The sequence below is a fragment of the Rhodococcus rhodochrous genome (assembly GCF_900187265.1).
GTDB classification, from domain to species: domain Bacteria; phylum Actinomycetota; class Actinomycetes; order Mycobacteriales; family Mycobacteriaceae; genus Rhodococcus; species Rhodococcus rhodochrous.
The window spans coordinates 5,010,554-5,032,484 of record NZ_LT906450.1; the positions used below are offsets into that span (position 1 = coordinate 5,010,554).

General features: G+C 67.9%; 23 protein-coding genes. 9 read left to right on the forward strand and 14 right to left on the reverse strand.

Annotated features, from left to right (window positions below; genetic code table 11):
- Positions 1 to 6: 6 nt before the first annotated feature.
- A complete protein-coding gene (locus CKW34_RS22935; protein WP_059382669.1) occupies positions 7 to 1,194 on the reverse strand; it encodes an AAA family ATPase in 1,188 nt (395 codons plus the stop codon).
- A 217-nt stretch (positions 1,195 to 1,411) separates the two neighbouring features.
- Here CKW34_RS22935 and aztD point away from each other — a divergent pair, with 217 nt between their 5' ends.
- Positions 1,412 to 2,653 (forward strand): zinc metallochaperone AztD, encoded by a 1,242-nt coding sequence (gene aztD / locus CKW34_RS22940; RefSeq protein WP_059382668.1) that lies wholly within the window; start codon positions 1,412 to 1,414, stop codon positions 2,651 to 2,653.
- A 232-nt stretch (positions 2,654 to 2,885) separates the two neighbouring features.
- Complete coding sequence (locus tag CKW34_RS22945; RefSeq protein WP_059382667.1) at positions 2,886 to 4,124, forward strand: glycosyltransferase 87 family protein; 1,239 nt, start codon at positions 2,886 to 2,888, stop codon at positions 4,122 to 4,124.
- Here the strand turns inward: CKW34_RS22945 and CKW34_RS22950 are convergent.
- Complete coding sequence (locus CKW34_RS22950) at positions 4,094 to 4,423, reverse strand: branched-chain amino acid transporter permease (RefSeq protein ID WP_059382666.1); 330 nt, start codon at positions 4,421 to 4,423, stop codon at positions 4,094 to 4,096. The two genes, CKW34_RS22945 and CKW34_RS22950, sit on opposite strands and share 31 nt — an antisense overlap.
- Positions 4,416 to 5,114 carry an AzlC family ABC transporter permease gene (locus CKW34_RS22955; RefSeq protein WP_059382665.1) on the reverse strand — a complete coding sequence of 233 codons (699 nt, stop codon included), beginning with the start codon at positions 5,112 to 5,114 and terminating at the stop codon, positions 4,416 to 4,418. The genes CKW34_RS22950 and CKW34_RS22955 overlap by 8 nt, the downstream gene beginning before the upstream one ends.
- A 53-nt stretch (positions 5,115 to 5,167) precedes the next feature.
- Between CKW34_RS22955 and CKW34_RS22960 the strand changes: the two genes are divergently transcribed.
- The gene (locus tag CKW34_RS22960; RefSeq protein ID WP_059382664.1) at positions 5,168 to 5,899 is read left to right on the forward strand and encodes a M50 family metallopeptidase; all 732 of its coding nucleotides are present in this window, start codon (positions 5,168 to 5,170) and stop codon (positions 5,897 to 5,899) included.
- Here CKW34_RS22960 and CKW34_RS22965 read toward each other — a convergent pair.
- Positions 5,868 to 7,652 carry a 2-isopropylmalate synthase gene (locus tag CKW34_RS22965; RefSeq protein ID WP_059382663.1) on the reverse strand — a complete coding sequence of 595 codons (1,785 nt, stop codon included), beginning with the start codon at positions 7,650 to 7,652 and terminating at the stop codon, positions 5,868 to 5,870. The two genes, CKW34_RS22960 and CKW34_RS22965, sit on opposite strands and share 32 nt — an antisense overlap.
- A 183-nt stretch (positions 7,653 to 7,835) precedes the next feature.
- Between CKW34_RS22965 and CKW34_RS22970 the strand changes: the two genes are divergently transcribed.
- Positions 7,836 to 8,507: a FadR/GntR family transcriptional regulator gene (locus CKW34_RS22970; RefSeq protein WP_059382662.1), complete on the forward strand. Its 672-nt coding sequence runs from the start codon at positions 7,836 to 7,838 to the stop codon at positions 8,505 to 8,507.
- Here CKW34_RS22970 and CKW34_RS24725 read toward each other — a convergent pair.
- The 4 genes from CKW34_RS24725 to CKW34_RS22990 form a co-directional block, all read right to left on the reverse strand.
- Positions 8,417 to 8,977: a DUF1016 N-terminal domain-containing protein gene (locus CKW34_RS24725; RefSeq protein WP_229579778.1), complete on the reverse strand. Its 561-nt coding sequence runs from the start codon at positions 8,975 to 8,977 to the stop codon at positions 8,417 to 8,419. The two genes, CKW34_RS22970 and CKW34_RS24725, sit on opposite strands and share 91 nt — an antisense overlap.
- Before the next feature lie 137 nt (positions 8,978 to 9,114).
- Positions 9,115 to 11,412, reverse strand: a complete 2,298-nt coding sequence (locus tag CKW34_RS22980) for an acyl-CoA dehydrogenase family protein (RefSeq protein ID WP_080968271.1) — start codon at positions 11,410 to 11,412, stop codon at positions 9,115 to 9,117.
- 49 nt (positions 11,413 to 11,461) lie between these two features.
- The gene (locus CKW34_RS22985) at positions 11,462 to 12,247 is read right to left on the reverse strand and encodes an enoyl-CoA hydratase-related protein (RefSeq protein WP_059382661.1); all 786 of its coding nucleotides are present in this window, start codon (positions 12,245 to 12,247) and stop codon (positions 11,462 to 11,464) included.
- A 10-nt stretch (positions 12,248 to 12,257) separates the two neighbouring features.
- A complete protein-coding gene (locus tag CKW34_RS22990; protein WP_174479631.1) occupies positions 12,258 to 13,247 on the reverse strand; it encodes an NAD(P)H-dependent flavin oxidoreductase in 990 nt (329 codons plus the stop codon).
- A 177-nt stretch (positions 13,248 to 13,424) separates the two neighbouring features.
- Between CKW34_RS22990 and CKW34_RS22995 the strand changes: the two genes are divergently transcribed.
- Positions 13,425 to 14,246 (forward strand): FadR/GntR family transcriptional regulator, encoded by an 822-nt coding sequence (locus CKW34_RS22995; protein ID WP_231921774.1) that lies wholly within the window; start codon positions 13,425 to 13,427, stop codon positions 14,244 to 14,246.
- Between the two features lie 19 nt (positions 14,247 to 14,265).
- Here CKW34_RS22995 and CKW34_RS23000 read toward each other — a convergent pair whose 3' ends face one another.
- Both CKW34_RS23000 and CKW34_RS23005 read right to left on the reverse strand, forming a co-directional pair.
- A complete protein-coding gene (locus tag CKW34_RS23000; RefSeq protein ID WP_059382660.1) occupies positions 14,266 to 14,916 on the reverse strand; it encodes a cyclase family protein in 651 nt (216 codons plus the stop codon).
- A gap of 19 nt (positions 14,917 to 14,935) precedes the next feature.
- Positions 14,936 to 15,742, reverse strand: a complete 807-nt coding sequence (locus CKW34_RS23005) for an acyl-CoA thioesterase domain-containing protein (RefSeq protein WP_059382659.1) — start codon at positions 15,740 to 15,742, stop codon at positions 14,936 to 14,938.
- Between the two features lie 41 nt (positions 15,743 to 15,783).
- Between CKW34_RS23005 and CKW34_RS23010 the strand changes: the two genes are divergently transcribed.
- Positions 15,784 to 16,878 (forward strand): nucleoside hydrolase, encoded by a 1,095-nt coding sequence (locus CKW34_RS23010; RefSeq protein WP_059382658.1) that lies wholly within the window; start codon positions 15,784 to 15,786, stop codon positions 16,876 to 16,878.
- A gap of 37 nt (positions 16,879 to 16,915) precedes the next feature.
- Positions 16,916 to 17,314 carry a histone-like nucleoid-structuring protein Lsr2 gene (locus tag CKW34_RS23015; protein ID WP_059382657.1) on the forward strand — a complete coding sequence of 133 codons (399 nt, stop codon included), beginning with the start codon at positions 16,916 to 16,918 and terminating at the stop codon, positions 17,312 to 17,314.
- A gap of 61 nt (positions 17,315 to 17,375) precedes the next feature.
- Here the strand turns inward: CKW34_RS23015 and CKW34_RS23020 are convergent, their stop codons facing one another.
- Positions 17,376 to 18,788 carry an FUSC family protein gene (locus tag CKW34_RS23020; protein WP_059382789.1) on the reverse strand — a complete coding sequence of 471 codons (1,413 nt, stop codon included), beginning with the start codon at positions 18,786 to 18,788 and terminating at the stop codon, positions 17,376 to 17,378.
- A 70-nt stretch (positions 18,789 to 18,858) separates the two neighbouring features.
- Here CKW34_RS23020 and CKW34_RS23025 point away from each other — a divergent pair, with 70 nt between their 5' ends.
- On the forward strand, positions 18,859 to 19,371 hold the full coding sequence (locus tag CKW34_RS23025; RefSeq protein ID WP_059382656.1) for a MarR family winged helix-turn-helix transcriptional regulator: 513 nt from the start codon (positions 18,859 to 18,861) through the stop codon (positions 19,369 to 19,371).
- A 13-nt stretch (positions 19,372 to 19,384) separates the two neighbouring features.
- On the opposite strand, the gene CKW34_RS23030 is transcribed toward CKW34_RS23025, so the two are convergent.
- Positions 19,385 to 19,864 carry a hypothetical protein gene (locus CKW34_RS23030; protein ID WP_059382788.1) on the reverse strand — a complete coding sequence of 160 codons (480 nt, stop codon included), beginning with the start codon at positions 19,862 to 19,864 and terminating at the stop codon, positions 19,385 to 19,387.
- Between the two features lie 32 nt (positions 19,865 to 19,896).
- Entirely contained in the window at positions 19,897 to 20,709 is an 813-nt protein-coding gene (locus tag CKW34_RS23035) for a DUF72 domain-containing protein (RefSeq protein ID WP_059382655.1), read from the reverse strand.
- 98 nt (positions 20,710 to 20,807) lie between these two features.
- Between CKW34_RS23035 and CKW34_RS23040 the strand changes: the two genes are divergently transcribed.
- Positions 20,808 to 21,389 carry an HdeD family acid-resistance protein gene (locus CKW34_RS23040; protein ID WP_059382654.1) on the forward strand — a complete coding sequence of 194 codons (582 nt, stop codon included), beginning with the start codon at positions 20,808 to 20,810 and terminating at the stop codon, positions 21,387 to 21,389.
- A gap of 25 nt (positions 21,390 to 21,414) precedes the next feature.
- On the opposite strand, the gene CKW34_RS23045 is transcribed toward CKW34_RS23040, so the two are convergent.
- A complete protein-coding gene (locus CKW34_RS23045; RefSeq protein WP_059382653.1) occupies positions 21,415 to 21,822 on the reverse strand; it encodes a TIGR03618 family F420-dependent PPOX class oxidoreductase in 408 nt (135 codons plus the stop codon).
- Between the last annotated feature and the right edge of the window lie 109 nt (positions 21,823 to 21,931).

The window sequence follows — 21,931 nt, forward strand, 5'->3', positions numbered from 1 at the left end:
TGTCGGTCAGTCGTTCTGGGCGCGGAGGTAGCGCCCGAAGTGCGGAACGGTGAACCCGATGAACCCGCGCTCGGCGGAGTAGATCAGGCCCTTCTTGATCAGTCCGTCGCGCGCGGGTGACAGGGAGGCCGGCTTCCGTCCGAGTTCGACGGCGATCTTCGATGTCGCGACGGGCCCGTCGTCGCCCGACAGGTCCGCCATTGCCCGCATGTATTCACGTTCGGCGGGGGTCGCCCGTTCGTAGCGGGAGCCGAAGAAGCCGACGGCGAGTTCCTCTTCCGCAGTCGGTGCCGCGACCCGCACGTCGTCGGCGGTGATCGGCGAGTCCGCTGCGACGTCCCAGGTGGCCTTGCCGTATGCCTGCACGAAATACGGGTAGCCGTCGGCGGTTTCGTACAGCAGGTCGAGGGCGTCCTGCGTGAACTCGACCTCCTCTCGCGCCGCGGGCGCGATGAGCGCGAGATCCGCTGCCGCACGGTCGAGTCGGTCGATGCGGTGGTAGGTGAACAGCCGCTCGGAGTAGGACTTCGACGCCGACAGCACGGCGGGCAGGTGCGGCAGACCGGCTCCGACGACGATGAGCGGCGCGGCGTCCTGGCTCAGCTCGTGGCAGGCTCCGCAGATCGCCGAGACGTCGTCGGGTCCGAGATCCTGCATCTCGTCGATGAACAACGCGATGCCCACACCCACGTCGCGCGCGAGTCCGGCTGCGTCGACGAGCAGTTCGACGAGGTCGATCTCGATGTCGCCCGAATCCGCGCGCCCTTTCACCGCCGGGGCATCGATCCCGGGTTGCCAGCGTTCGCGCATGCCCTTGTCGGCGGTGGCCCGCAACGCGAACGACTTGAGCACACCGAGGAAGTACTCCACCGATTCCGGATCCGGGTGCGCGGCGGCGATCTCGCGGACCGCCATGTGCAGCGCCGACGACAGCGGACGTCGCAGTCCCTGATCGGGGCGGGCCTCGATCTTGCCGGTGCCCCAGCTCTTCGCGATGGCGGCGGAGCGCAGATGGTTGAGAAGGACGGTCTTGCCGACCCCGCGGAGACCGGTGAGGACGACGCTGCGTTCGGGTCGTTCCCGGGCGATCCGTTCGAGGACCACCTCGAACGCGGTGAGTTGTTTCTCGCGGCCGGCGAGTTCGGGCGGGCGCTGTCCCGCGCCCGGGGCGTACGGGTTGCGGACAGGATCCATCCGTCGATGCTAACGGCGAACTCATCGGATTCTGAGCTCATCTAGCGCGTGTCGTAGACGGCGGTATTCGCGTATGTCCGAGCTCGAAACCGCAGTTGTTGTCGACATTTCGGCGATTTCTCGACAACAACTGCAACCTCGGCCGCCCGGAGCGACATGCACGCATGCGCATTTCAGACTTTGACATTCATTTTCGATAGTGGCTATTTCTTTCCCCATGACAACGCTCTCCCGCTACGGCGGCGCCGCCCTCACCGTCGTCGCTGCGACCTTCGCCGCCGCATGCGGCGGTACGACCGAGGCCGACACCACTGCGGCCGACACCCCCGAGACGACGACCTCCGCCGCCGCTTCCGAAGTGGCGACGGCGCAGCCGCGCCTCGCCCTGACCTACGACGGCGGCGTCCTCGTCGTCGAGGAAGAAGAACTCACCGTCGTCGACGACTTCGCACTCGACGGTTTCAACCGCCTCTCCCCCGCCGGCGACGGACGCCACGTGCTGATCTCCACCGAGGGCGGATTCCGCGTGCTCGACACCGGCAGCTGGACGGAAGCCCACGGCGACCACGGTCACCACTACGCCGGCGCACCCACGCTCACCGACCTGACGTTCGCCGCCGAGAAGCCCGGACACGTCGTGCCGCACGCCGGGGTCACCGCCCTGTTCGACGACGGCACCGGACGCATCGACGTGTTCGACCCCGCCGATCTCGCCTCGGCGACCGACCTGCCGGATCTCGACAGTCGCGCGCTCCCCGAGGCCCACCACGGCGTGGCCGTCCCGATGCCCGACGGCGGCATGCTCGTCACCCTCGGCGATTCCGAGGAGCGGACCGGTGTGGCGCTGCTCGACGAGAACGGCACCGAGATCACGCGCACCGAACAGTGCCCGGGTGTGCACGGTGAGACGGTCGCGGCCGACGGGGTCGTCGCCTTCGGATGCGAGGACGGCATGGTGATCTTCCGCGACGGAACGTTCACGAAGGCGCCGGTGCCCGACCCCTACGGCCGGATCGGGAACCAGGCCGGCAGCGAGGACTCGCCCGTCGTCCTCGGCGACTACAAGACCGATCCCGACGCCGAGCTCGAGCGTCCCGAGCGCGTCGCGCTCGTGGACACCCGCACGGCGTCGGTGCGTCTCGTCGACCTCGGCACGAGTTACACCTTCCGCTCCCTCGGTCGCGGACCGGCAGGGGAAGCACTCGTTCTCGGCACCGACGGCAACCTCCACGTGATCGATCCCGACTCCGGCGAGATCGTCCGGCGGATCGAGGTGCTCGAGCCGTGGACCGAGCCCGACGAGTGGCAGGCACCTCGGCCCGCACTCGAGGTGCGGGGCGATACGGCGTTCGTCACCGATCCCGCCACCGATTCCCTGTACGCGGTGGACGTGACCTCGGGTGAGATCCGCTCTGCCGAACTGCCGCACACCCCGAACGAGATCAGCGGCGTCGCCTGACTCCGCTACCGGAGTATTCGTCTTTCTAGCTGTGGAGCTAGAAAGACGAATACTCCCCTCACGTCCGGCCGGTCGAGATCTTTCCGCAACGTGATCCGCCTCACTCCCCAAGTTCGCGAAACGGATTTACCGACCAAAACGGTTGGGGAGGCGATATTCTCGTCGCCTGATCCCGAAGACAACGATTGTGTAACGTGGCGACGCACCTGTTTCCTACCGGGAGGTACCGCCCGTGCTGTTGACCGAAGTCCGTACCCGACCTGTTCGATCCTTGTTGATCGCCATCGGTCTGACGGTCTCGGCGCTGGCAGTCGCGGGATACCTGCGCGACGCGCTGAACGAGTACCTCATGGATCTCGACGTCTTCCGCGATGCCGGCTGGGCCTTCCTGCACCACACCCCGCTGTACACCGAGGGGTTCTTCAGCCATTCCGGTTTCCGGTTCATCTACCCACCCTTCGCGGCGTTCCTCTTCGCCCCGATGGCGTTGGTGGGCAGCACCGCCCTGCAGGTGTTGTGGACGATCGGACTCATCGCTCTCGTGTGGTGGGTGCTCAAGGTCGTCTACCAGCGACTCGACATGTCGCAGCCGAGCCTGATCGCAGCCGCGTCGCTCGGACCGGTGCTGTGGCTCGAGCCGTTCCGCTCCAACTTCACGTTCGGCCAGATCAACATCGTGCTCATGGCACTGGTGGTCGCCGACCTGCTCGGTGTGATCCCGAAGCGCTTCCGCGGTGTCGGCATCGCACTGGCCGCCGCCATCAAGGTGACCCCGGCCGCCTTCGGCCTGATCTTCCTTCTGCGCCGCGACTGGCCGTCGGCATTCCGCGCGCTGGGCGCCTTTGCCGCGACCGTCGCGTTCGGCTACTGGTTGCGCCCCGATTCGACCGTCTACTTCTGGACCACGGAGTTCTTCGCGACCGACCGCGCCGGCGACCCGTCGTTCTTCCGCAACCAGGCGCTCACCGGTCTCATCGCCCGTTTCGACTTCTCCGACGGCACCGCCAAGGCGCTGTGGCTGGCCGGTGCCCTGGTCGTCGTGGCCGGTACCGCGTGGGCCGCCTACCGCTTCCTGCGTGCCGACGAGCCCGTGGTCGCGGTGGCCCTGGTGGGCCTGGCGTCGCTGCTCGCCGCTCCGATCGCCGTCACCCACCACTGGGTGTACGCGCTGTTCCTCGTGCCGCTGCTCGTCGCGCCGGCCTACCGCCGCTGGTGGCCCGTGCTGGGGCCCGCCACCGTGGTCTTCCTCATCGGACCCAACCACCTGCTGCGTGAGGCGTCCTCCGGCGGCTGGGTCGAGCAGTTGCTCCTCGAAGTCCTCGGGACCTCGCAGTGCCTGGCCGCGATCGCAGTCTTCGTCGCCGCGATGGTCGCCGCGCGCCATCGTCGCCCCGGTGCCGAGAACGCCGTCGAGCGCGAGGAGACCGTCGCCGCGCCGGCTCAGGTCCAGAACGCCGACGCGACGAGATAGAGACCCGTCCCGACAACGGTGCTCAGCGCGGCGTTGCGTCGCCACAGATGCACCGCGATCGTGCCCGCGAGACCGACGGTCGCGGGTAGCCAGGTCGACTCCCCCACGTCACGCAGTGTGTACATCACCAGGATCACCATGACGCCCGCGGGCATCGTACGGCCCAGGAAATCGACGAAGGCGGAGTTCTTCAGCGCCGACAACGCGAGGAACGGCGCCGCGCGCAACGCGACCGTCACGACGAACATCACCGCCAGAGCGCCGAGGACATATCCGGCGCCGGGCACCGACTCAGGCACGGGCCACCTTGTTCCGGTAGACGAACCGCACGAACAGGCACACCACGAACAACCCGAGCCCGACGACGAGCATCTGGCTTTTCGCGACCAGCAATGCGACGAGACCGCAGACCAGCGCGAGCACCGGCGCCGGCACGTCGCGGTTGGCGCGGAAGGCATCGATCGCAAGCACCGCGAACAGTGCCGTGAGGACAAACTCGAGTCCGGCGAGCCCGTCGGGGAGCACTGCCCCGATCAACGCGCCGATCGTGCCCGACACGACCCACATCAGCTGGCAGAGCACCTGGACCGTGAGGATGCGGGTACCCGAGAGCGGCTCACGTGCCTTGGGGGCGACGATCGCGTACGACTCGTCGGTGAGCGCATAGACGCCGTAGAGACGCCCGAGCCGGCTGCGGATGCGGTGCAGCGGGAACGACAGGCCGTAGAAGACGTGCCGGAAGTTCACCAGCAGCGTCGCCGCGGCGACCGAGGCGAGCGGCGTGACCGCCGCGATCAGACCGATCGCGAGGAACTCCATCGACCCCGCGTAGATGACGGTGGAGAAGATCGGCGCCCACCACCATTCGAACCCGCCCTGGGTGAGAACCACACCGAACGCGAGCCCCAGCGGGATCAGTCCCAGCCCGACGGCCCAGGAGTCCTTGATACCCGCGCGGATCTCGAGGGTACGACGGTCGGGCATGCTCATCAGGCTATCGCCGGGCCGGAAGTCTCGGCGCCCGGCCCGGAGGAAGGTGATCTGTGTCCACCTCGTTCACGGAGGTCGTGTCCTCCGCCTGGCAAGCCGTGTCGACCGTCGACCAGCCCGCTCCGACGGTGGTCGTCGTCGGAACGGCGATCGTCGCACTCGTGCTCGTCACCGTTCGGCCGCTGTGGCTGAAGACCCGCCATGTCGTCACGCAGGCGCACGAGGGGTCGCACGCGCTGGTCGCGGCGCTCGTGGGCCGAAAGCTGTCGGGCATCCGTCTGCACAGCGACACCTCGGGGGTGATGGTGTCGTCCGGCAACCCGCGAGGCCCCGGCATGGTCGCGACCACCTTCGCCGGGTACACCGGTCCGGCCGTGCTGGGATTCGCGGCGGCGACGCTGCTGACCCTGGATCGGCCCGCCGCGGTGCTGTGGTCGATCCTCGCCGCGCTCGCCGTCCTGTTGCTGCTGATCCGCAATCTGTACGGATTCGTCTCGGTGGTGATCGCGGGTGCGCTCGTCGGTGCGGCCGCCTATCTCGGGGACCCGATCGTCCGGTACGCCGCGGCGTACCTGATCACATGGGTCTTGCTCCTCGGCGCGACCCGCCCGGTCCTCGAACTCGCCCGCACCCATTCGCGCGGTCGTGGCCGGGGTTCGGACGCCGACCAGTTGCGCGGACTGACCCGCGTTCCGGCGGCCGTATGGATCGCGCTGTTCGCGATCGTCACGGCGGGTACCGCCTTCTACGGCGTCACACGGATCGTGGTGACCCAGCTGTCCTGAGTGGCCTCGGGATGCAGGCGGCAGCACGGACGACCGCGTGCAGGCTCGCGGTGAGCACGGAGCGGTGACGCCCCGCTGCCCACCGTGTGTCGTCGCCGCTGCGGAATTCGATCAGGGTGAGTGCGTCGGTGCCGACGCTGCTCTGATGGAGGCCGAGCACCTCGATATCGATGCCGAGACGGGCGAGAGCGTCGGTCGATGCTTCGACGGGACCCACGCCCTCGTGGACACTGCGGTGTTCGGTGCCGCCGATACCCAGCGTGATCGTGGTGCCCGCGTCGGTCACGTCGAAGGCGCGCAGCACCGGTGCACCCGGGACGTCCGGCCGTGCGAGATATGCGGTGTCGAAGATCTCCCACAGTTCGGTCGCAGTGACCTCCCCGCCGCTGGTGTCGGTGTGGTCTTGCACGTGGCGAGTGAAGTCGATCTGGAGCCGACGCGGAATTTCGATGCCGTATTCGCTCTCGAGCAGGTAGGCGACCCCGCCCTTACCGGATTGCGAATTGACACGGATCACCGCGTCGTAGGTACGTCCTATGTCGGCGGGATCGATCGGCAGATACGGTACTCGCCAATCGATCTCGGACTCGGGACGGCCCTCGGCGACGGCGCGTGCCCGGTGCTCGGCGAACCCTTTCCTGATCGCGTCCTGATGAGTGCCGCTGAAGGCGGTGTGCACCAGGTCGCCGACATACGGGTGTCGCGGGTGGATCTCGATGCGGTTGCAGTACTCGACGGTGCGGCGGATCTCGTCGATGTCGGAGAAGTCGATCATGGGATCGATGCCCTGGGCGTAGAGGTTCAGCGCGAGTGTCGCGATGTCGACGTTGCCGGTGCGTTCCCCGTTGCCGAACACGCACCCTTCGACCCGCTGCGCCCCGGCGAGGACGGCGAGTTCGGCGCACGCGATACCTGTGCCGCGATCGTTGTGCGGGTGCACGGACAGGATCACCGCGTCGCGTCGCGCGAGGTTGGTGTGCATGTACTCGATCTGGTCGGCATAGACGTTCGGGGTCGCGATCTCGACGGTGGCCGGAAGATTCACGATCACCGGCCGTTCGGGGGTCGCGTCCCACAACTCGGTGATCGCGTCGCACACCTCGAGCGCGTAGTCGGGTTCGGTGAGGTTGAAGACCTCGGGTGAGAACTCGAACCGCACGTTCGGCAGGTCGCCGGCCAGTTCCAGGACGTCGCGGCCACCGGCGACGATCAGTTCCGTCAGCGCGGTACGGTCGCGGTCGAGGACGACCTCGCGCCAGGTGGGAGCGGTCGCGGTGTACATGTGGACGACGACCTCGTTGCGGACACCCCGGACGGATTCCACCGTCCGCTCGATGAGGTCGCGACGTGCCGGGGTGAACACCACGATGGTGACGTCCGGCGGGGCGATGTCGGTCTCGGCGATCAGGCGCACGAAGTCGAAGTCGGTCTGCGAGGCGGACGGGTAGCCGACCTCGATCTCTTTGTATCCCATCGCGACCATCAGCTCGAAGAAGCGGCGTTTGCGGGCGGGATCCATCGGTTCGGCCAGTGCCTGGTTGCCGTCGCGCAGGTCCACCGGCACCCACAAAGGGGCCGCGGTCAGGCGATTCGCGGGCCAATTCCGTTGCGTCAGCGGCACCTCCACGCGGGAGAACACGTCGCGGTAGCGGTGGGAGGGCATGGCGGAGTGTCGCTGGTTGTTCCAGGTGGGGGCGTCGGCGGGAACCGGGCCGGCAGGTGTGGAGATACGCGGGAACGTGCTGGTGCTCATCGGGGAAGTCCTTCGTCGTCGTTGCGAGGGACCGGCGCGTGTTCGACTCCACGACGGGGAGCCGGTCCGGCTAGGCCCCGCCGTGGCAGCGAAGGAGAAGGAACGCGAAGGAGCGCATGCCCGGAAGGCTAGCACAACTCCTCAGACAAGTAGAGGAGTAGAGGTCTCTGCGATGATGGAGTCATGACCGTCGTCCGCCGTGAGCCCCTCGCCGACCAGGCCGCCGAACTGCTCCTCGAGCGCATCCGCTCCGGGGAATGGCCGCTCGGCGCGAAGCTGCCCGGCGAGACGACACTGGCCCCGCAGCTCGGTGTCGGCCGCTCCACCGTCCGTGAAGCGATCCGTCAGCTCGCCGGTCGCGGCATCCTGACCACCCGGCACGGCGCCGGCGTGTTCGTCACCGCTCTCGACGCACCCGAGGACTGGACGCGCACGGTCGCGCGCGCCGACATCCTCGCCGTGATCGAGGCCCGCATCGCCATCGAAGTCGAGGCCTCGGCACTCGCCGCCGAGCGTCGCACCCCCGCCGAACTGCGTGCGCTGAAGAAGTCACTGCGGGAACGCGAAACCCATCGCACGGATATCGAGGAACACGTCGACACGGACGTCGTCTTCCACCGCACCATCGTGGTCGCCGCGCACAACCCGATCCTTCTCGACCTGTTCGACGGCTTCACACCCCGCAACCGTCACGCCATGATCGAGATGCTCCGCACGCGCGGCACCCACGGGGACGACACCGACCACGACACCCACCGACGCATCTACGACGCCATCGCGGACCGTGACGCGGCGACCGCGGCCGCCGTCACCCGCGACCACCTGACCTCGCTCACGACGGCACTCGGTCGATAGCCGAGCCCCGGTTCCCACCATCTCGGCTCGACCGCGCCAGCACCTCTCCCACCGCGCGGTCCCGCAGCACCTCTCGAGAACATCAGCGACGACACCCGAATGGCCGCACAGTTCGATGAGGGACCCCGTCGTTGGAAAGCATGTCCCCACGGCAATTGGCCAACGGGTCGTTGGCCGATTGCGTCCGGGTCGGGCCAAGCCTCAGCAAACCTGCGCATGTACGTGAGGTTGGCCGGGGAGAAACCCTTCACTCCAGGGAACTCGGTGCGCAGATCCGCGGAGAGCCGGGACAGGACCTTGCTGCCCCAGGGAGCTGTCTTCTGTCGCTCGATGATCGTCGCACCGATCTGCCAGTAGAGCCGGAGCAGTTCGGTGTTCACCCGGCGCTGGGCCACGTAGCGCGCTCGATGCACGAGCCGTTTGATGCTCTCGAGCGTGTCGGCGTACTCGGACGGGACGGGAGACGACATTCCTCGACGCTAACGGACCGAGCCGACACTCCGACCTCTCGAGAGGGCGAACCTACGAAGCTGCTGACGCATACCAGGCGCCCTGCCTCCCCGATGCCGGGTCCGATCCGACGGGCAGTAAACCGACCATCGCCGCCTCAGCTCGACCGCGCCAGCACCTCTCCCACCGCGCGGTCCCGCAGCACCTCGGGGCGGGCGATACGCGCCTCGTCGGCGACGGCGCGACGGAGCAGCAAGTGGGCGGGATGTTCCCACGTGAAGCCGATTCCGCCGTGGATCTGGATGCAGCCCTCGGCGTTGGACACCGCGGACCGCAGCGCCGCCGCGGTCGCCAGGTGCACCGCCGCGGCCTCCTCGGGTTCCTGCGGCGAACGGTCGGCGGCCGCCAGCACCAGTCCCCGCGCGCCCTCGGCTGCGACGAGCATGTCGGCGCAGCGATGCGAGATCGCCTGGTACGAACCGATGGGCCGGCCGAACTGCTCGCGTTGGCCCGCCCAGTCCACCGCCATCGCCAGGGCCCGGTTCGCGACACCCACCGCGTCGGCAGCGACCAGCAGTTCCGCGACGCGGAAGGACGATTCGAGTGCGGCATCGGCGTCGACGCCCGACACGAGCACGGGCGCCGCGGCGTCCTCGAAGGAGACGATCCCGACCGTCCCGGTCGGATCGAGCGACGTCTGCACGATGACGGATGCGTCGGTCCGGTCGACGGTGAGCAGGACGTGTTCGCCCGTCGCGTCGTCCGTCGCGAGGACGACGAGCACCTCGGCGACGGGTGCACCCGCGACCCGCTCCACGCGACCGGTCAGCCTGCCGTCCCGGAGGACGGGGAGATCGGCGGTGTCCCACCCGCGATCTCCGACGGGAACGACGAACGCTGCCGGGGAACCACCGATGATGCGTCGTGCCTCTTCGTCGGCGCCGGCCGCGACAAGGACCTCCAATGCGATCGCGGTGGGGACGAGCGCGACCGGCGCGAGATGGAAGGCCACCTCCTCGACCGCCGCGCACAGCATCCGCAGCGACCTGCCGTCGCCACCGAGATGCTCGGGCGACGACAGACCCGGAAGGCCGAATTCGACGAGCGTGGAACACAATCCGGCGTCGTGTTCGCCCGCGGAGTCGACACCCTCGAGCAACGAGACGGTATCCACGCGGTCGGACAGGATGTCGCGCAGGGCCTCCCGGAGATTCGCCTCGTCCTCCGGTGGGGGTGTGAGGGGGCGGCCCGGAACCACGGCCGGTGCGCGGGTGCCCTCACCCCGGTGCGAGGGCAGACCGAGAACGTTCTCGGCGATCGTATTGCGTTGGATCTCGGAAGTTCCGGCGCCGATGGTCGCGGCGCGGGACATGAGATATCCGTACGTCCAGCACCCCTTCTCCACCACGCCCTCCGAACGGGTGCCGAGAACGGCGGCCGATCCGGTCAAGCGCAACGCGAGGCGGTGCATGTGCTGTTCGAACTCGGCCTTCACCAACCGGTTGACCGATGCGACCCCGCCCGGATCGCGTCCTGCGAGAACGGCATCCAGCGCGCGGGCGCTGTTCGCGGCGATCTGACGCACACCGGTCTCGACGGTGGCCAGTTCCTGCCGGATCAGCGGATCGTGCGCGTGTCCCTGTCCGACGGCCAGGCGGAATACCTTGTCGACGGTCGAGCGGTAACGGAACTCGTCGGCGAGGAAGGCGGTGGCGCGCTCGTGGCCGAGTGAGGTCCGCATGATCGACCAGCCCTGTCCCTCCTCCCCCACCCGGTTCTCGACCGGCACCTCGACGTCGTCGAAGAAGACCTGAGCGAAGTGATGTCCACCTGCGGCGTCGCGTAGGGGTCGCACCTCGATGCCGGGCGAGTTCATCGGGATGAGCAGGTAGGTGATGCCCGACGTGCTCCGCCCGGGTGGCCCAGTGCGCACGAGGGTGAAGATCCAGTCGGCATGGTCGGCCATCGTCGTCCAGATCTTGCTGCCCGTCACCCGGTAGACGTCGCCGTCGCGGACGGCGCGTGTGGACAGCGACGCGAGATCGCTGCCGGCACCGGGTTCGGAGAATCCTTGGCACCAGAACTCTTCCGCGCGCAGCAGCGGCTCGAGGAAACGCTTCTTCTGTTCGGCGGTGCCGTGAACGATGATCGTGGGCGCGACGATGAACGACAGCGGGCACGGATGCTTGGGCGCACCGGCTTCGGTGATCGCACGGTAGTAGTCGAGTTGATCCTCGAGCGAGAGTGCCATACCGCCGACCTCTTCGGGCCAACCCGGCGCCGCCAGGGAATGGTCGACGAGTTCGGACTGCCACGCGATCGCGGCCTCGAACCGCGCGCGGGACGTCTCGGGACGGGGACGCCGTCGGAAGTCGTCGAGCAGAGCGGACAGTCGGGGACGCCAGTCGTTACGAGCGTCGGACTCGAGCGTCACCGTGGGCTTGCCTTCCTCCACGTCACCTCCCGGGGTGATGGTGCTGTAGATGCCGGAAACAGACTGCCGCTCAATCGGACTGCGATCGGCGTTTCGCGTAGCGGGCACCGATGTCCGCGCCGTCCGCGCGGTAGGTGGCCACCGCTTCGGATTCGAGGGCGAGGGCGTGCGCGAGCGACGTGCCGGCGCCTTCCTTGAGCAATCGGAGCATCCGCCGGATCGCACCGGGATGACCTCCGGCGATCCGTTGTGCGACGGCCACACTGCGGTCCAGGAGTTCGTCGTGCGGGACGACCTCGTTCGCGAGGCCGATGCGCGCGGCGGTCGCGCCGTCGATCGGCTCCCCGGAGAGGATGAACTGGATCGCGGCGGGCAGACCGATCATCCGCGGCAACACGGCACTACCGCCCCAGCCGTTGAGCAGACCGATCTGCGCGTGGGTGTCGGCGAACTCGGCGCGTTCGGACGCGATGATGAACGAACAGTTCACGGCGAGTTCGTAACCGCCCGTGTAGCAGGGGCCGTTGACCGCCGCGATGACGGGCTTCGAGATGCCACGGAGCACGTGCGTGGGGGTGGGCCCTTCGGCGGCGGGAGGCGGGCCCGACAACGCCTCGGGAAGATCCACACCCGCACAGAAGGACGTGCCCGCGCCCGTGAGGACGACGACGTTCACCTCGTCGTCGGCATCGGCGCGCCACAGTTCCTTCTTCAGCGCCTTCCGCATGGCACGGTTGATCGCGTTGCGGCGGTCGGGACGGTTGAGGGTGAGGATCGTGACGGCACCGTCGCGCTCGACGAGCACCGGCGCGTCGTCCTCGCGCACGTCCTCGGCGGTGTCGGCCTGTCGTGTCATCGGTTTCTCCTCAGGGGACGGGAACGGAGTCGACGACGATGTCGGCGGTCAGGGAGCGCAGCTTCGTCTCGGCTTCGGCGGCGATCCGCTGCACCAGCTCACCGGCGGGCGGGATGTCGCGGATGAGGCCCTGCGACTGCCCCACCGTCCAGATACCGGCCTCCGGGTCGCCGTCCTCGTAGACGGTGCGTCCCCGCGATCCGGCGACGAGGTCCTTGACGTCCTTGAACCGTCCGCCCTTGGCGAGAATGTCCACGACCTCCTCGCTCACCGAGTTCCGGGCGGTGCGCATGGTGTTGCGCAGTTGCCGGAAGATGAGCTGGGTGTCGAGTTCGCTCGCGTCGACGATCTGCTGCTTGATGCGTTCGTGGATGGGGCTCTCCTGCGTGCACATGAAGCGGGTGCCCATGTTGATGCCGTCGGCTCCGAGGGTGAGAGCGGCGGCGAGTCCGCGACCGTCGGCGAACCCGCCCGACGCGATGAACGGGATGTCGAGGGCGTCGGCGCACGCCGGGATCAGGACGAGCCCGGGAACATCGTCCTCGCCGGGATGACCGGCCGCCTCGAAGCCCTCGATGCTCACCGCATCGGCGCCGATGCGCTGGGCTTTGAGGGCGTGCCGCACGCTCGTGCACTTGTGAATGATCTTGATGCCGTGCTCTTTCAGATGCTCGACATGCTTGGTCGGGTCGGATCCGGCGGTCTCGACGATCGTCACGCCGGAGTCGATGATCGCCTGCCGGTACTCGGCATAGGGAGGCTGGTTGATCGACAGCGTGAGGGTGAGGTTGACGCCGAACGGCTTGTCGGTCAGCGCACGGCACCGCTCGATCTCCGTGACCAGGTCCTCCGGGGTGGGCTGTGTCAGTGCGGTGATGATCCCGAGCCCTCCGCCTTCGGAGACGGCCGCGGCGAGTTCGGCGCGGCCGACCCACATCATGCCGCCCTGGACGATCGGGTGTTCGATCCCGAATTCCTCTGTGAACCGCGTGTTCAGCATGGATGCTCCTGTCCGAGGCCGGCCGGGCAATACATAGGTAACATAGTTCACTATGTGGGCAGGAGCAATAGTCGTCGGCTCGGCGCCTCACCCCGCCGCGACCGGTTACCTGTGAGTACGATGAGTCCGGAACTTTCACCAAGTAGTCGAAGTGATCTCGGAGCAGGAGGCCGTCCCGTGACCGACGAAGTGTTGGCGACCGGATTCGACGCGCGTTCGGGAGTCGGATTCGACACTCGCGCGGGCGGTGGCCGGGCCATTCGCACCCCCAAGACCGCAGAACTCGTCGCCCGCAAGCTCCGCCGCATGATCGTCGACGGCGAGCTCAAGGACGGCGATCACCTGCCCCACGAGGCCTCGCTCATGGAGCACTTCTCGGTGAGCCGGCCGACGCTGCGCGAAGCGGTCCGCGTGCTCGAGGCCGAACGACTCGTCGAGGTGCGACGCGGCTCGCGCTCGGGTGCGCGGATCTGCGTCCCGGGCCCCGAGGTGGTGGCGCGACCGGCGTCCCTGCTGCTCGAACTCGCCGGTGCCACCGTCGCGGACGTCTACGTCGCACGTGAGGCCGTCGAGCCCGCCGCCGCGCGACTGCTCGCGGAGAACGGCAGCGACGAGGCATTCGACGAACTCGAACGTCTGGTGGACGAGACGATTCCGTCGTCCTTCGCCGACGGCACCTTCGGCCAGGCTGCGGCGATGTTCCATCTGCGGATGGTCCAGCTCGCCGGCAACTCGTCGCTGTCGCTCATCGCGGGCATGTTGCACGAGATCTACGAGCGGCACACCATGAACGTCACGCGCGAGAGCATGCAGCGCGACGCGGAGAGGTACGAGGACCATTACAAGGTGTTCGTCCGCTCGCAGCGCAAGCTCATCCGGCTGTTGCGTGCCCGCGACGGCGAAGGCGCCTTCACGCACTGGCAGAAGCACATGGCCGCCGCGCGCGAACTCGTCGTCGGTGGACGCGAGGACGTCGAGGTGCGCGACATCCTCGACTGACCGGACCTGGTGTCGCCGTTCAGTTCTCGATCTGCACGGCGACGGCCCGCACCGGTGCGCCGTCGATGCCGGCGAACGGGATCGGCAACAGCGAGACGAGCGGATCCGGGAAGTCGACCGCCTCGAGGTTGCGCAGGTTCTCGCAGATGATCGCGCCCGCGTCGGCGAGCACGTGGTGCGCCGCGAGCGTCTCGTCGCCCGTGGGATCCACGCTCGGCGCGTCGATCCCGATCGTGCGGACGCCGCGGTCGAGCAACCAGCGGCAGGCTTCGACGCTCAGAGCCGGATGCTCGAAATAGCGGTCGGTGCCGAAATACTGCGACCAGCCGGTGAGGACGAGCGCGATGTCGCCGGGACCGATCGCCGGCTCACCCCACATGTCGGGGGTGACGAGCGCACCGATGTCGACGCGGGCGCGCACGTCGAGCACCACCCCGCGCCCGACGAAGTTCTCCGGTGGCACCGCATCGATCGCGGCGCCACCGCTGCGCACGTGCCGCGGAGCGTCGACGTGGGTGCCGGTCTGCGAACCCATATCGATGCGCATCAGGTCGAAACCGTCGGTCTCGACGGTGGCGTGCGGAGTGAAGGTCGGTGCCGGATCCCCGGGATAGACCTGGATGTCCGGGGAGACGACGTGGGTCAGGTCGACGATCCGCCGTACGCGCATGACATCACTCCTGTTCGGATCAGCCGAAATCGACCTGCCGTTGCGCGTTCGCGAGCGCGGTGACCACACCGGTGCCGAAGGCCCCGAGACGGTCGAACAACACCGCCGTGCCGACCGCGATACCCTCGCTGCTGATGTGGTTGTCGGCCTCGATACCGACCTCCGGTCCCTCCGGTAGGCGGGACAGCGCCAGGGTGACATCGGAATTGATGTAGCCGACACCCTTGTCCGACCAGTTGGTCACGAACGAGGTGCCCTCACCGACGGTCGCGGTGTTCACGAACGGCGACAGTTCCTCGCCGACGATGATCGGCAGCTGCCGCGACCACAGCCGCTTGCGATCGGAGTTCTGGTGCTCCGACCGCACCCGCGTCCATCCCGGGCCGTCGCTGCCGTACCAGGACGAGTACTCGAGCGGTCCGGGCTGCGTCTCCAGGGAACCGGGGGGCGGCGTCGGGGACTCGCCACGTAGCCACACCGACCCGGGCGGCGGGGCCGACTTGCGGAGGAAGGTGAGCGTCGCGCGCGCCGACACCTCTCCGCCCTGCATCAGGTTCGCGTCTGCGACGCGGATGCGGTTGCCGTCGCGCACCCGGGTGGTGGTGAAGGTGATCGGTTCGTTGCGGACCGGCCTGAAGAGATCGAGCGTGAACCGGGACGGGACGAAACCCTCGACGGCATGGTGGATCTCGAGCTCGCGTGCGACCAGACCACTCACACACGGCCCGTTGAGCATCTTGTCCGACCACGGGCTGGCCGCGTACTTGGTGGGCAGGTAGACACCGTCGTCCTCGGTGAAATAACCGCGGTTCTTGCGCTCGTGCATTCGGGAATTCTCCCAGCACCGGCCGCGGCGCGCTCATCGGGATGCCCCAAGATGGGTTCGTGCACGTACACGAACCCGATGTTCCGGCCGCCCGTACCCGCCTGATCGTCGACGTCGACACCGGCATCGACGACGCTCTCGCCCTGCTCTATCTCGTCGCGAGCCCGGAAGCCGAGATCGTCGCCGCCCTGTGCACGGCGGGGAACGTGCCGGTGGACCAGGTCACCGCCAACACGCTGTCGTGGCTCGAGGTGTGCGGCCGGCCCGATATCGAAGTGGCTGCCGGATCGCAGGTTCCGCTGGTAGCGCCGCTGATGACCACCGAGGACACCCACGGCCCGCAGGGGATCGGGTACGCGGAACTTCCCGCTGCGTCACGGTCGCGGTCGGCGCGATCCGCCGCGCAGGCGTGGGTCGATCTCACCCGCGAGCATCCGGGAGAGCTCACCGGGCTCGTCACCGGCCCGCTCACCAACCTCGCCCTCGCCCTGCGCATCGATCCGGAACTGCCGTCGCGGTTGCGCCGCCTCGTGATCATGGGTGGATGTTTCCACCATCCGGGTAATACGACACCGACCTCGGAATGGAACGTCGCGGTGGATCCGGAGGCCGCCAAGGTCGTGTTCGACGCGTTCTCGATCGCGCCTCCGGACCGGCGCCCGATCGTGTGCCCGCTCGACGTCACGGAGTCGATCGAGATGCATCCCGAGCATGTCGCGCGGATCGGGGACGTCGTCGGTGTGCCCCGCTCCGGGGAGCTCTCCCCCGACGCTCCGCGCGGTACGCGGTCGACGGCCGACGTCCCTCTCGTCCGCCACATCTCCGACGCCCTGCGGTTCTACATGGAATTCCACCGTGATCAGGGCCTGGGATTCCTCGCACACGTACACGACCCGTTCGCCGCGGCGGTCGCGCTGGGCTCGGTTCCCTACACCTCCCGGCCCGCGACGGTCGACGTCGAGCTCGACGGACGGCTCACCCGGGGCACGACGGTCGCCGATCTGTCCGGCATCTGGCAGAGGACGCCGAACGCGGATATCGTGGCGGGCACCCGTCCGGCCGAGTTCTTCGATCATTTCGTCGAAAGGGTGGGATCGTACATTCGCGACTTGAACCTACCCCCGAGTAAGAACTAGCGTCGACAGCGCACAGTTCGGGGACAAGGAGATAAACGTGGCACAGAAAGTGCGCGTCCAATATTTCGACGATATCGACGGCCAACCGATCATGGACGGCCTGGCGCAGTCGTTCCGCATCACGGTCGACGGCGACGAGTACGAGATCGATCTGCGACCGGCGAACGCAGACAAGTTCCTGGCGGTACTCCGCCCGTGGCTTCACGAGAAGGCACCTGCGAAGCCCGCAACGACCACCCGCACCATCACGCCGAAGAAGACTTCAGCAAAGGCCCGCACGCGGACGGCGGGAACCCACAAGGCGATTCCGCCCACTCGATCGCCGGAGCAGCTGGCCGCGATCCGGCACTGGGCCCGCAACAAGGGTTACGACGTCAACTCGCGTGGCCGGATCCCGCGCCACATCCTCGAGCGGTTCGAAGCCGCTCACTCCTGAGCATCACCCCGCTGCCTCCCGCGGCAGGCCATGAACACCACCGACGACCGGTGCCGTCCCGTCACGCGACGAGATGGTGCCGGTCGTCGCGTCGGATGGTCACCGCAGCGACGATCACGCCCACGACCACACCGATGAGGGTGTCGGCGACCCGGTTCACGGCGAGCCCCGGACCCGCATGCTGCCCGAGGCCCGTGAGCAGCAATGCCATCGTCGTCACCCCGACCGAGGCGAGACCGTAGTTCCGGGTCACCGTGAGTTCGGTGACCGTCTGGAACAGCACGGCGGCCGCGACCACCGGCCAGTAACCCAGGTCGATCGCGAGCAGTACAGCAGCGATCATCGCGCCGCCGACATTTCCGACCAGACGTTGGATGCCGCGCTGAACGGTGTTGCGGTAGTTCAATCCCTGCAGCGCCGCCATGGCACCCATCGCAGCCCACAACGGATGGTCGAGCCCGATCAGTGCGGCGAGCGACGCGGCGAGCAACGACGCGACGAAGATCCGGGCCGCTCCGATCAGCACGAGACGGTCGAGCAGACGGCCGCATCCTTCGCGGACGAAACCGGGCGGTGTCGGCAGCACCGGCCGCCCCTCGGCATCGACGCGCGGAATTTCGATGTCGCGCCGCGCCTTCCGAAGTTCCTTCTCGAATCGGGCGAAGTCGTCGCGGCGTGCGCGGGAGGTGTCGTGCGACCCGCTGTCGAGCACCGTCTCGGCCGCGTCGAGCAGGGCGGCCAGTTCGTGGACATGGGTGTCCGGACGTCGCGGAGCGTTCAGCGCGACGGTCTCACGCGCCTTCCGGATGCTCTGTCGCGCTATGGGAACGGCTTCGGCACCGCGGATCTCGACGGCGGAGACCGCCGCGAGGGCGCGCGCCACCGCGAGACGGGCCGGCGTATGGGGATGGGAGAGCGCGGGCAGCATCGCCACGACGTATCCGAGCAGCGCACCGATTGCCGCCGCGGCGGTGACCAGGCCCGCATCCGTCCATCCGTCGGAGAATCCGGCGGCACCGGCCGCCGCGAAGATGAGGATCACCGGGCCGGGGCCCATGAGGGAGAACGCCGTGAACACCCAGTACGCGACGGCCGAACCCAGCGAGAGCACGACGATCTGCACCCACAGCGGGGCACCCATCGCGCCGAGCGCAGCCCCGAAGGCGGTGTATCCGACGATGCCGAGACCGACCCACGGAAGTCGCACCGCGAGACGCGGATACGGCTCGTATCTCAGGAAGGCGCTGGTGAGTGCGCCGAGGGCGGCGAAGCCGGCGACCTGTCCGTAGCCGAGCAGACCGCCGCCGACGAGGGCGAGCATCGTCGCGAGACCCACGCGCAGCGCCACGGCGACGGTCGGGTCGCCGCGCCGCACTTCGAGGGCGTCCTTCCATGCGCTCGCCGACAGTGGATGCGCGAGCGCTCCTCGGGTGTGACGGAGCTGGGGACGGTCGTCGAGTCGGCGGTCGAGCATCCGTCCACCATATTGCTTCACTGGTAAAATATCTATGAAATTGTTCGTCCTCTGCCGTTAGACTTGCCACATGCCCTCCGAGACACCCCAGCCCGACTACGTCGATCGCGTACGCCTCGGATGGACCGCCCACTACCCCGACCTCGACCTCCGCCCCATCGACGTGATCGGGCGCATCACCCGCATCGGGTCGCTCGCGCTCACCTACTTCGATCGGGAACTCGAACCGAGCGGCATCAGCCGCAGCGAGTTCGAGGTGCTCAGCGCACTCGCCCGCAGCGACCATCCGTTACGAGCCAGCGAGGTCACCTCGATCACGGGCATCTCCGGTGCGTCGACGACGAAACACACCGAGCGACTCGCCAATCTCGGCCTCGTCGAACGCAAACGACTCGAACGCGACGGCCGCGTCGTGCTGCTCACCCTCACCGACGACGGGCGCGCACTCGTCGAGAAGGAATTTCCGCGACGCCTGGCGCGCGAGCGGCAGATGCTCGACGGACTCGACGACGACGAGGTGCAGGTCCTGTCCGACCTGTTGCGCAAGGTCGTCCGCAACGTCGAGAACCACTACCCGGCCTGACGCCGGGAACAGCTCAGGGCATCTCCTGCGTCTCGGCCCGTTCGATCTCGCTCACGGCACGACGCAGATATGCCTCGGGAGCCACACGGCGCGCAGCGACGAGATCGGCGACGACGAGCAGACCCGCGGCCAGATACTGCTCGGGACGGATCCTCGGGCGCTCGGCGTCGGGATCGGACACACCGAGCGCGCCCGTGAGCACGGCGACGACGGCATCGGGTTCGAGCGACGGCAACCATCGCAGTCCGGAACGGACGGAGCGTTCGAGCACGGCCTGCACGTCCTCACCGGCGAGGCCGTCGGGATGCAGTTCCTCGAGCAACTCCCGGACCATGCCCGCATGCACGGCCGTGACCTGCTCGTAGGGCAGGTCGACCAGCACAGCGACCGCCTCGTCGAAGGGCTCGGCCGACTCGCTGCGGGCAGCGGCGAGCGCATCGGCGGTGGCCGTCGCGATCTCCCGCGGCGTTCTCGGCCAGTGGTCGGGCCACACAGCGATCTCCTGTCCTTCCTCCGTGCACCCGGTCACAGGCGTTCCTGCAACGCGAGCGCGTCGTGCGGGGCACAGCCTTTCATGTCGTTGTCGAAGTACACGTAGACGTCCCTGCCGTCGCCCAGCCATCCGCGGATCCGCTCGGCCCACACGTCGAGCACCTCGGGGGTGTACCCGCTCGCGTACAGCTCCTTGTCGCCGTGCATCCGCACGTAGACGAAATCGCTCGTGACATCGGTGAGGAACGGGAACCTTCCGGCCGTGTCGGCGACGACGAGCCCGATGTCGTGCGCGCGCAGCAACTCCACGGCCTCCGGACTCGCGAGGTCCGGGTGCCGCACCTCGACGGCGTGACGCAACGGACGCTCGGCATCGACCTCCACCCACACCCGGTCGTCGGCGAGCTTGTCGGTGTGCCGGCGTGCGAGTGCACCGGCGGCCGGCGTCGTGCGGGGCAACCGGTCGAAGAAGTCCGCGAGCCTGTCCTCCTCGAAACCGAGGGTCGGCGGGAGCTGCCACAGCACCGGACCGAGTTTCGGGCCGAGCGCGAGCACACCGGAGGCGAAGAAATTGGCGAGGGCGTCGTCGACACCCGCGAGCCGTTTCATGTGGGTGACGAACCGCCCGCCCTTGACGGCGTAGACGAAGTCGTCGGGTGCGGCGTCCCGCCACGCGAGGTAGCTGCTCGGGCGCTGCAGCGAGTAGAACGAGCCGTTGATCTCGATCGATCCGAACCGCCCGGCGGCATATTCGAGTTCCCGGCGCTGGACGAGTCCTTCCGGGTAGAAGTCTCCGCGCCAGCCCGGATAGCGCCACCCGGATATCCCGATCCTCGCCCTGGCCACGTTCCCGAGCGTAACCTCGCCTGCGATTCGGCAGGCGAAGCAGCACAACCGCGCTTATCCTCTGGGCTACAAGATCACATCACACGCCAGGAGCCGTCATGTCCACGAGCTCGGTTTCTTCCAACGATCCGTTCCGATCATTACTGAAGCAGATCTGGTGGGTGGTGCTGCTGCGCGGCATCCTCGCCGTTCTCTTCGGTGTCGTCGCACTCGTCTGGCCCGGCATCACCGTCTGGGCGCTGGTGGTCGTCTTCGCGGCCTACGCGATCATCGACGGCATCGTGCTGGTCGTCCAGTCGATCCGCGACAAGTCCGAGGGCTGGGGCTGGTGGCTCGCCATGGGCGTCGTCTCCGTCCTCGCCGGTCTCGTCGCGCTCTTCTGGCCCGGCATCACCGCACTGGCACTGCTGTACGTGATCGCGTTCTACGCCATCCTGTTCGGCATCACCGGCATCGTCGGCGGTGTCCGCTTCCGGAAGGTCCCCGATTCCGGATGGGTGTGGTCGGTGCTCGCGGGCGTCGTGGCCGTCCTGTTCGGCATCGTGCTGCTGGTCTTCCCCGGCGAGGGCATCCTGAGCCTGATCGTCCTGCTCGGCATCTACGCGATCCTGTTCGGTGTGCTGCTCATCATCCTGGCGTTCCAGGCACGCAGCGCAGCGAAGAAGGCCGGCGTCATCTGACCACCGGCCTTCTCCCCGATCGATCTCAGGCGTTGCGCAGACGACCCCACGCGTGCCAGCGATCGATCTCGATCCACGCGTTCACACGCTTGCCGTCACGCGCGTGGTACGGCTTGCCCGTGTAGTGGCGAGCGATCCGGTCGATGTCCTCCAGGGACGGATCGTCGGTGAAGTCGACGACCCGTCCCTGGAGGCTCACGTGCGTGATCCAGTCCTGCGGATCCATCGCCGACAGGCTCACCCGCGGATCGTTCCGCAGGTATTCGAGGCGCTTACGGGTGGAGTCCATGTTGACGAGGATCCGGCCGTTCTCGAAGAGATACCAGGTCGGAACGGACACCGGCTGACCGTCGGGGCGCAGTGAGCTGATCGTGGCGTAGTTGGGCTGGGCGAGGAACTCGGCAACGGCCTCGGGTACGGGTCGTTTCGGCACGGCACTCCCTTTCGATGCGGCGGACAGGGTCTCGATATCGAGACTAGGCCGTGATTCCCGGCGAAACCGTCCCCGGTGATGCGGGGTGGACCGACCATGGATGTCGAGA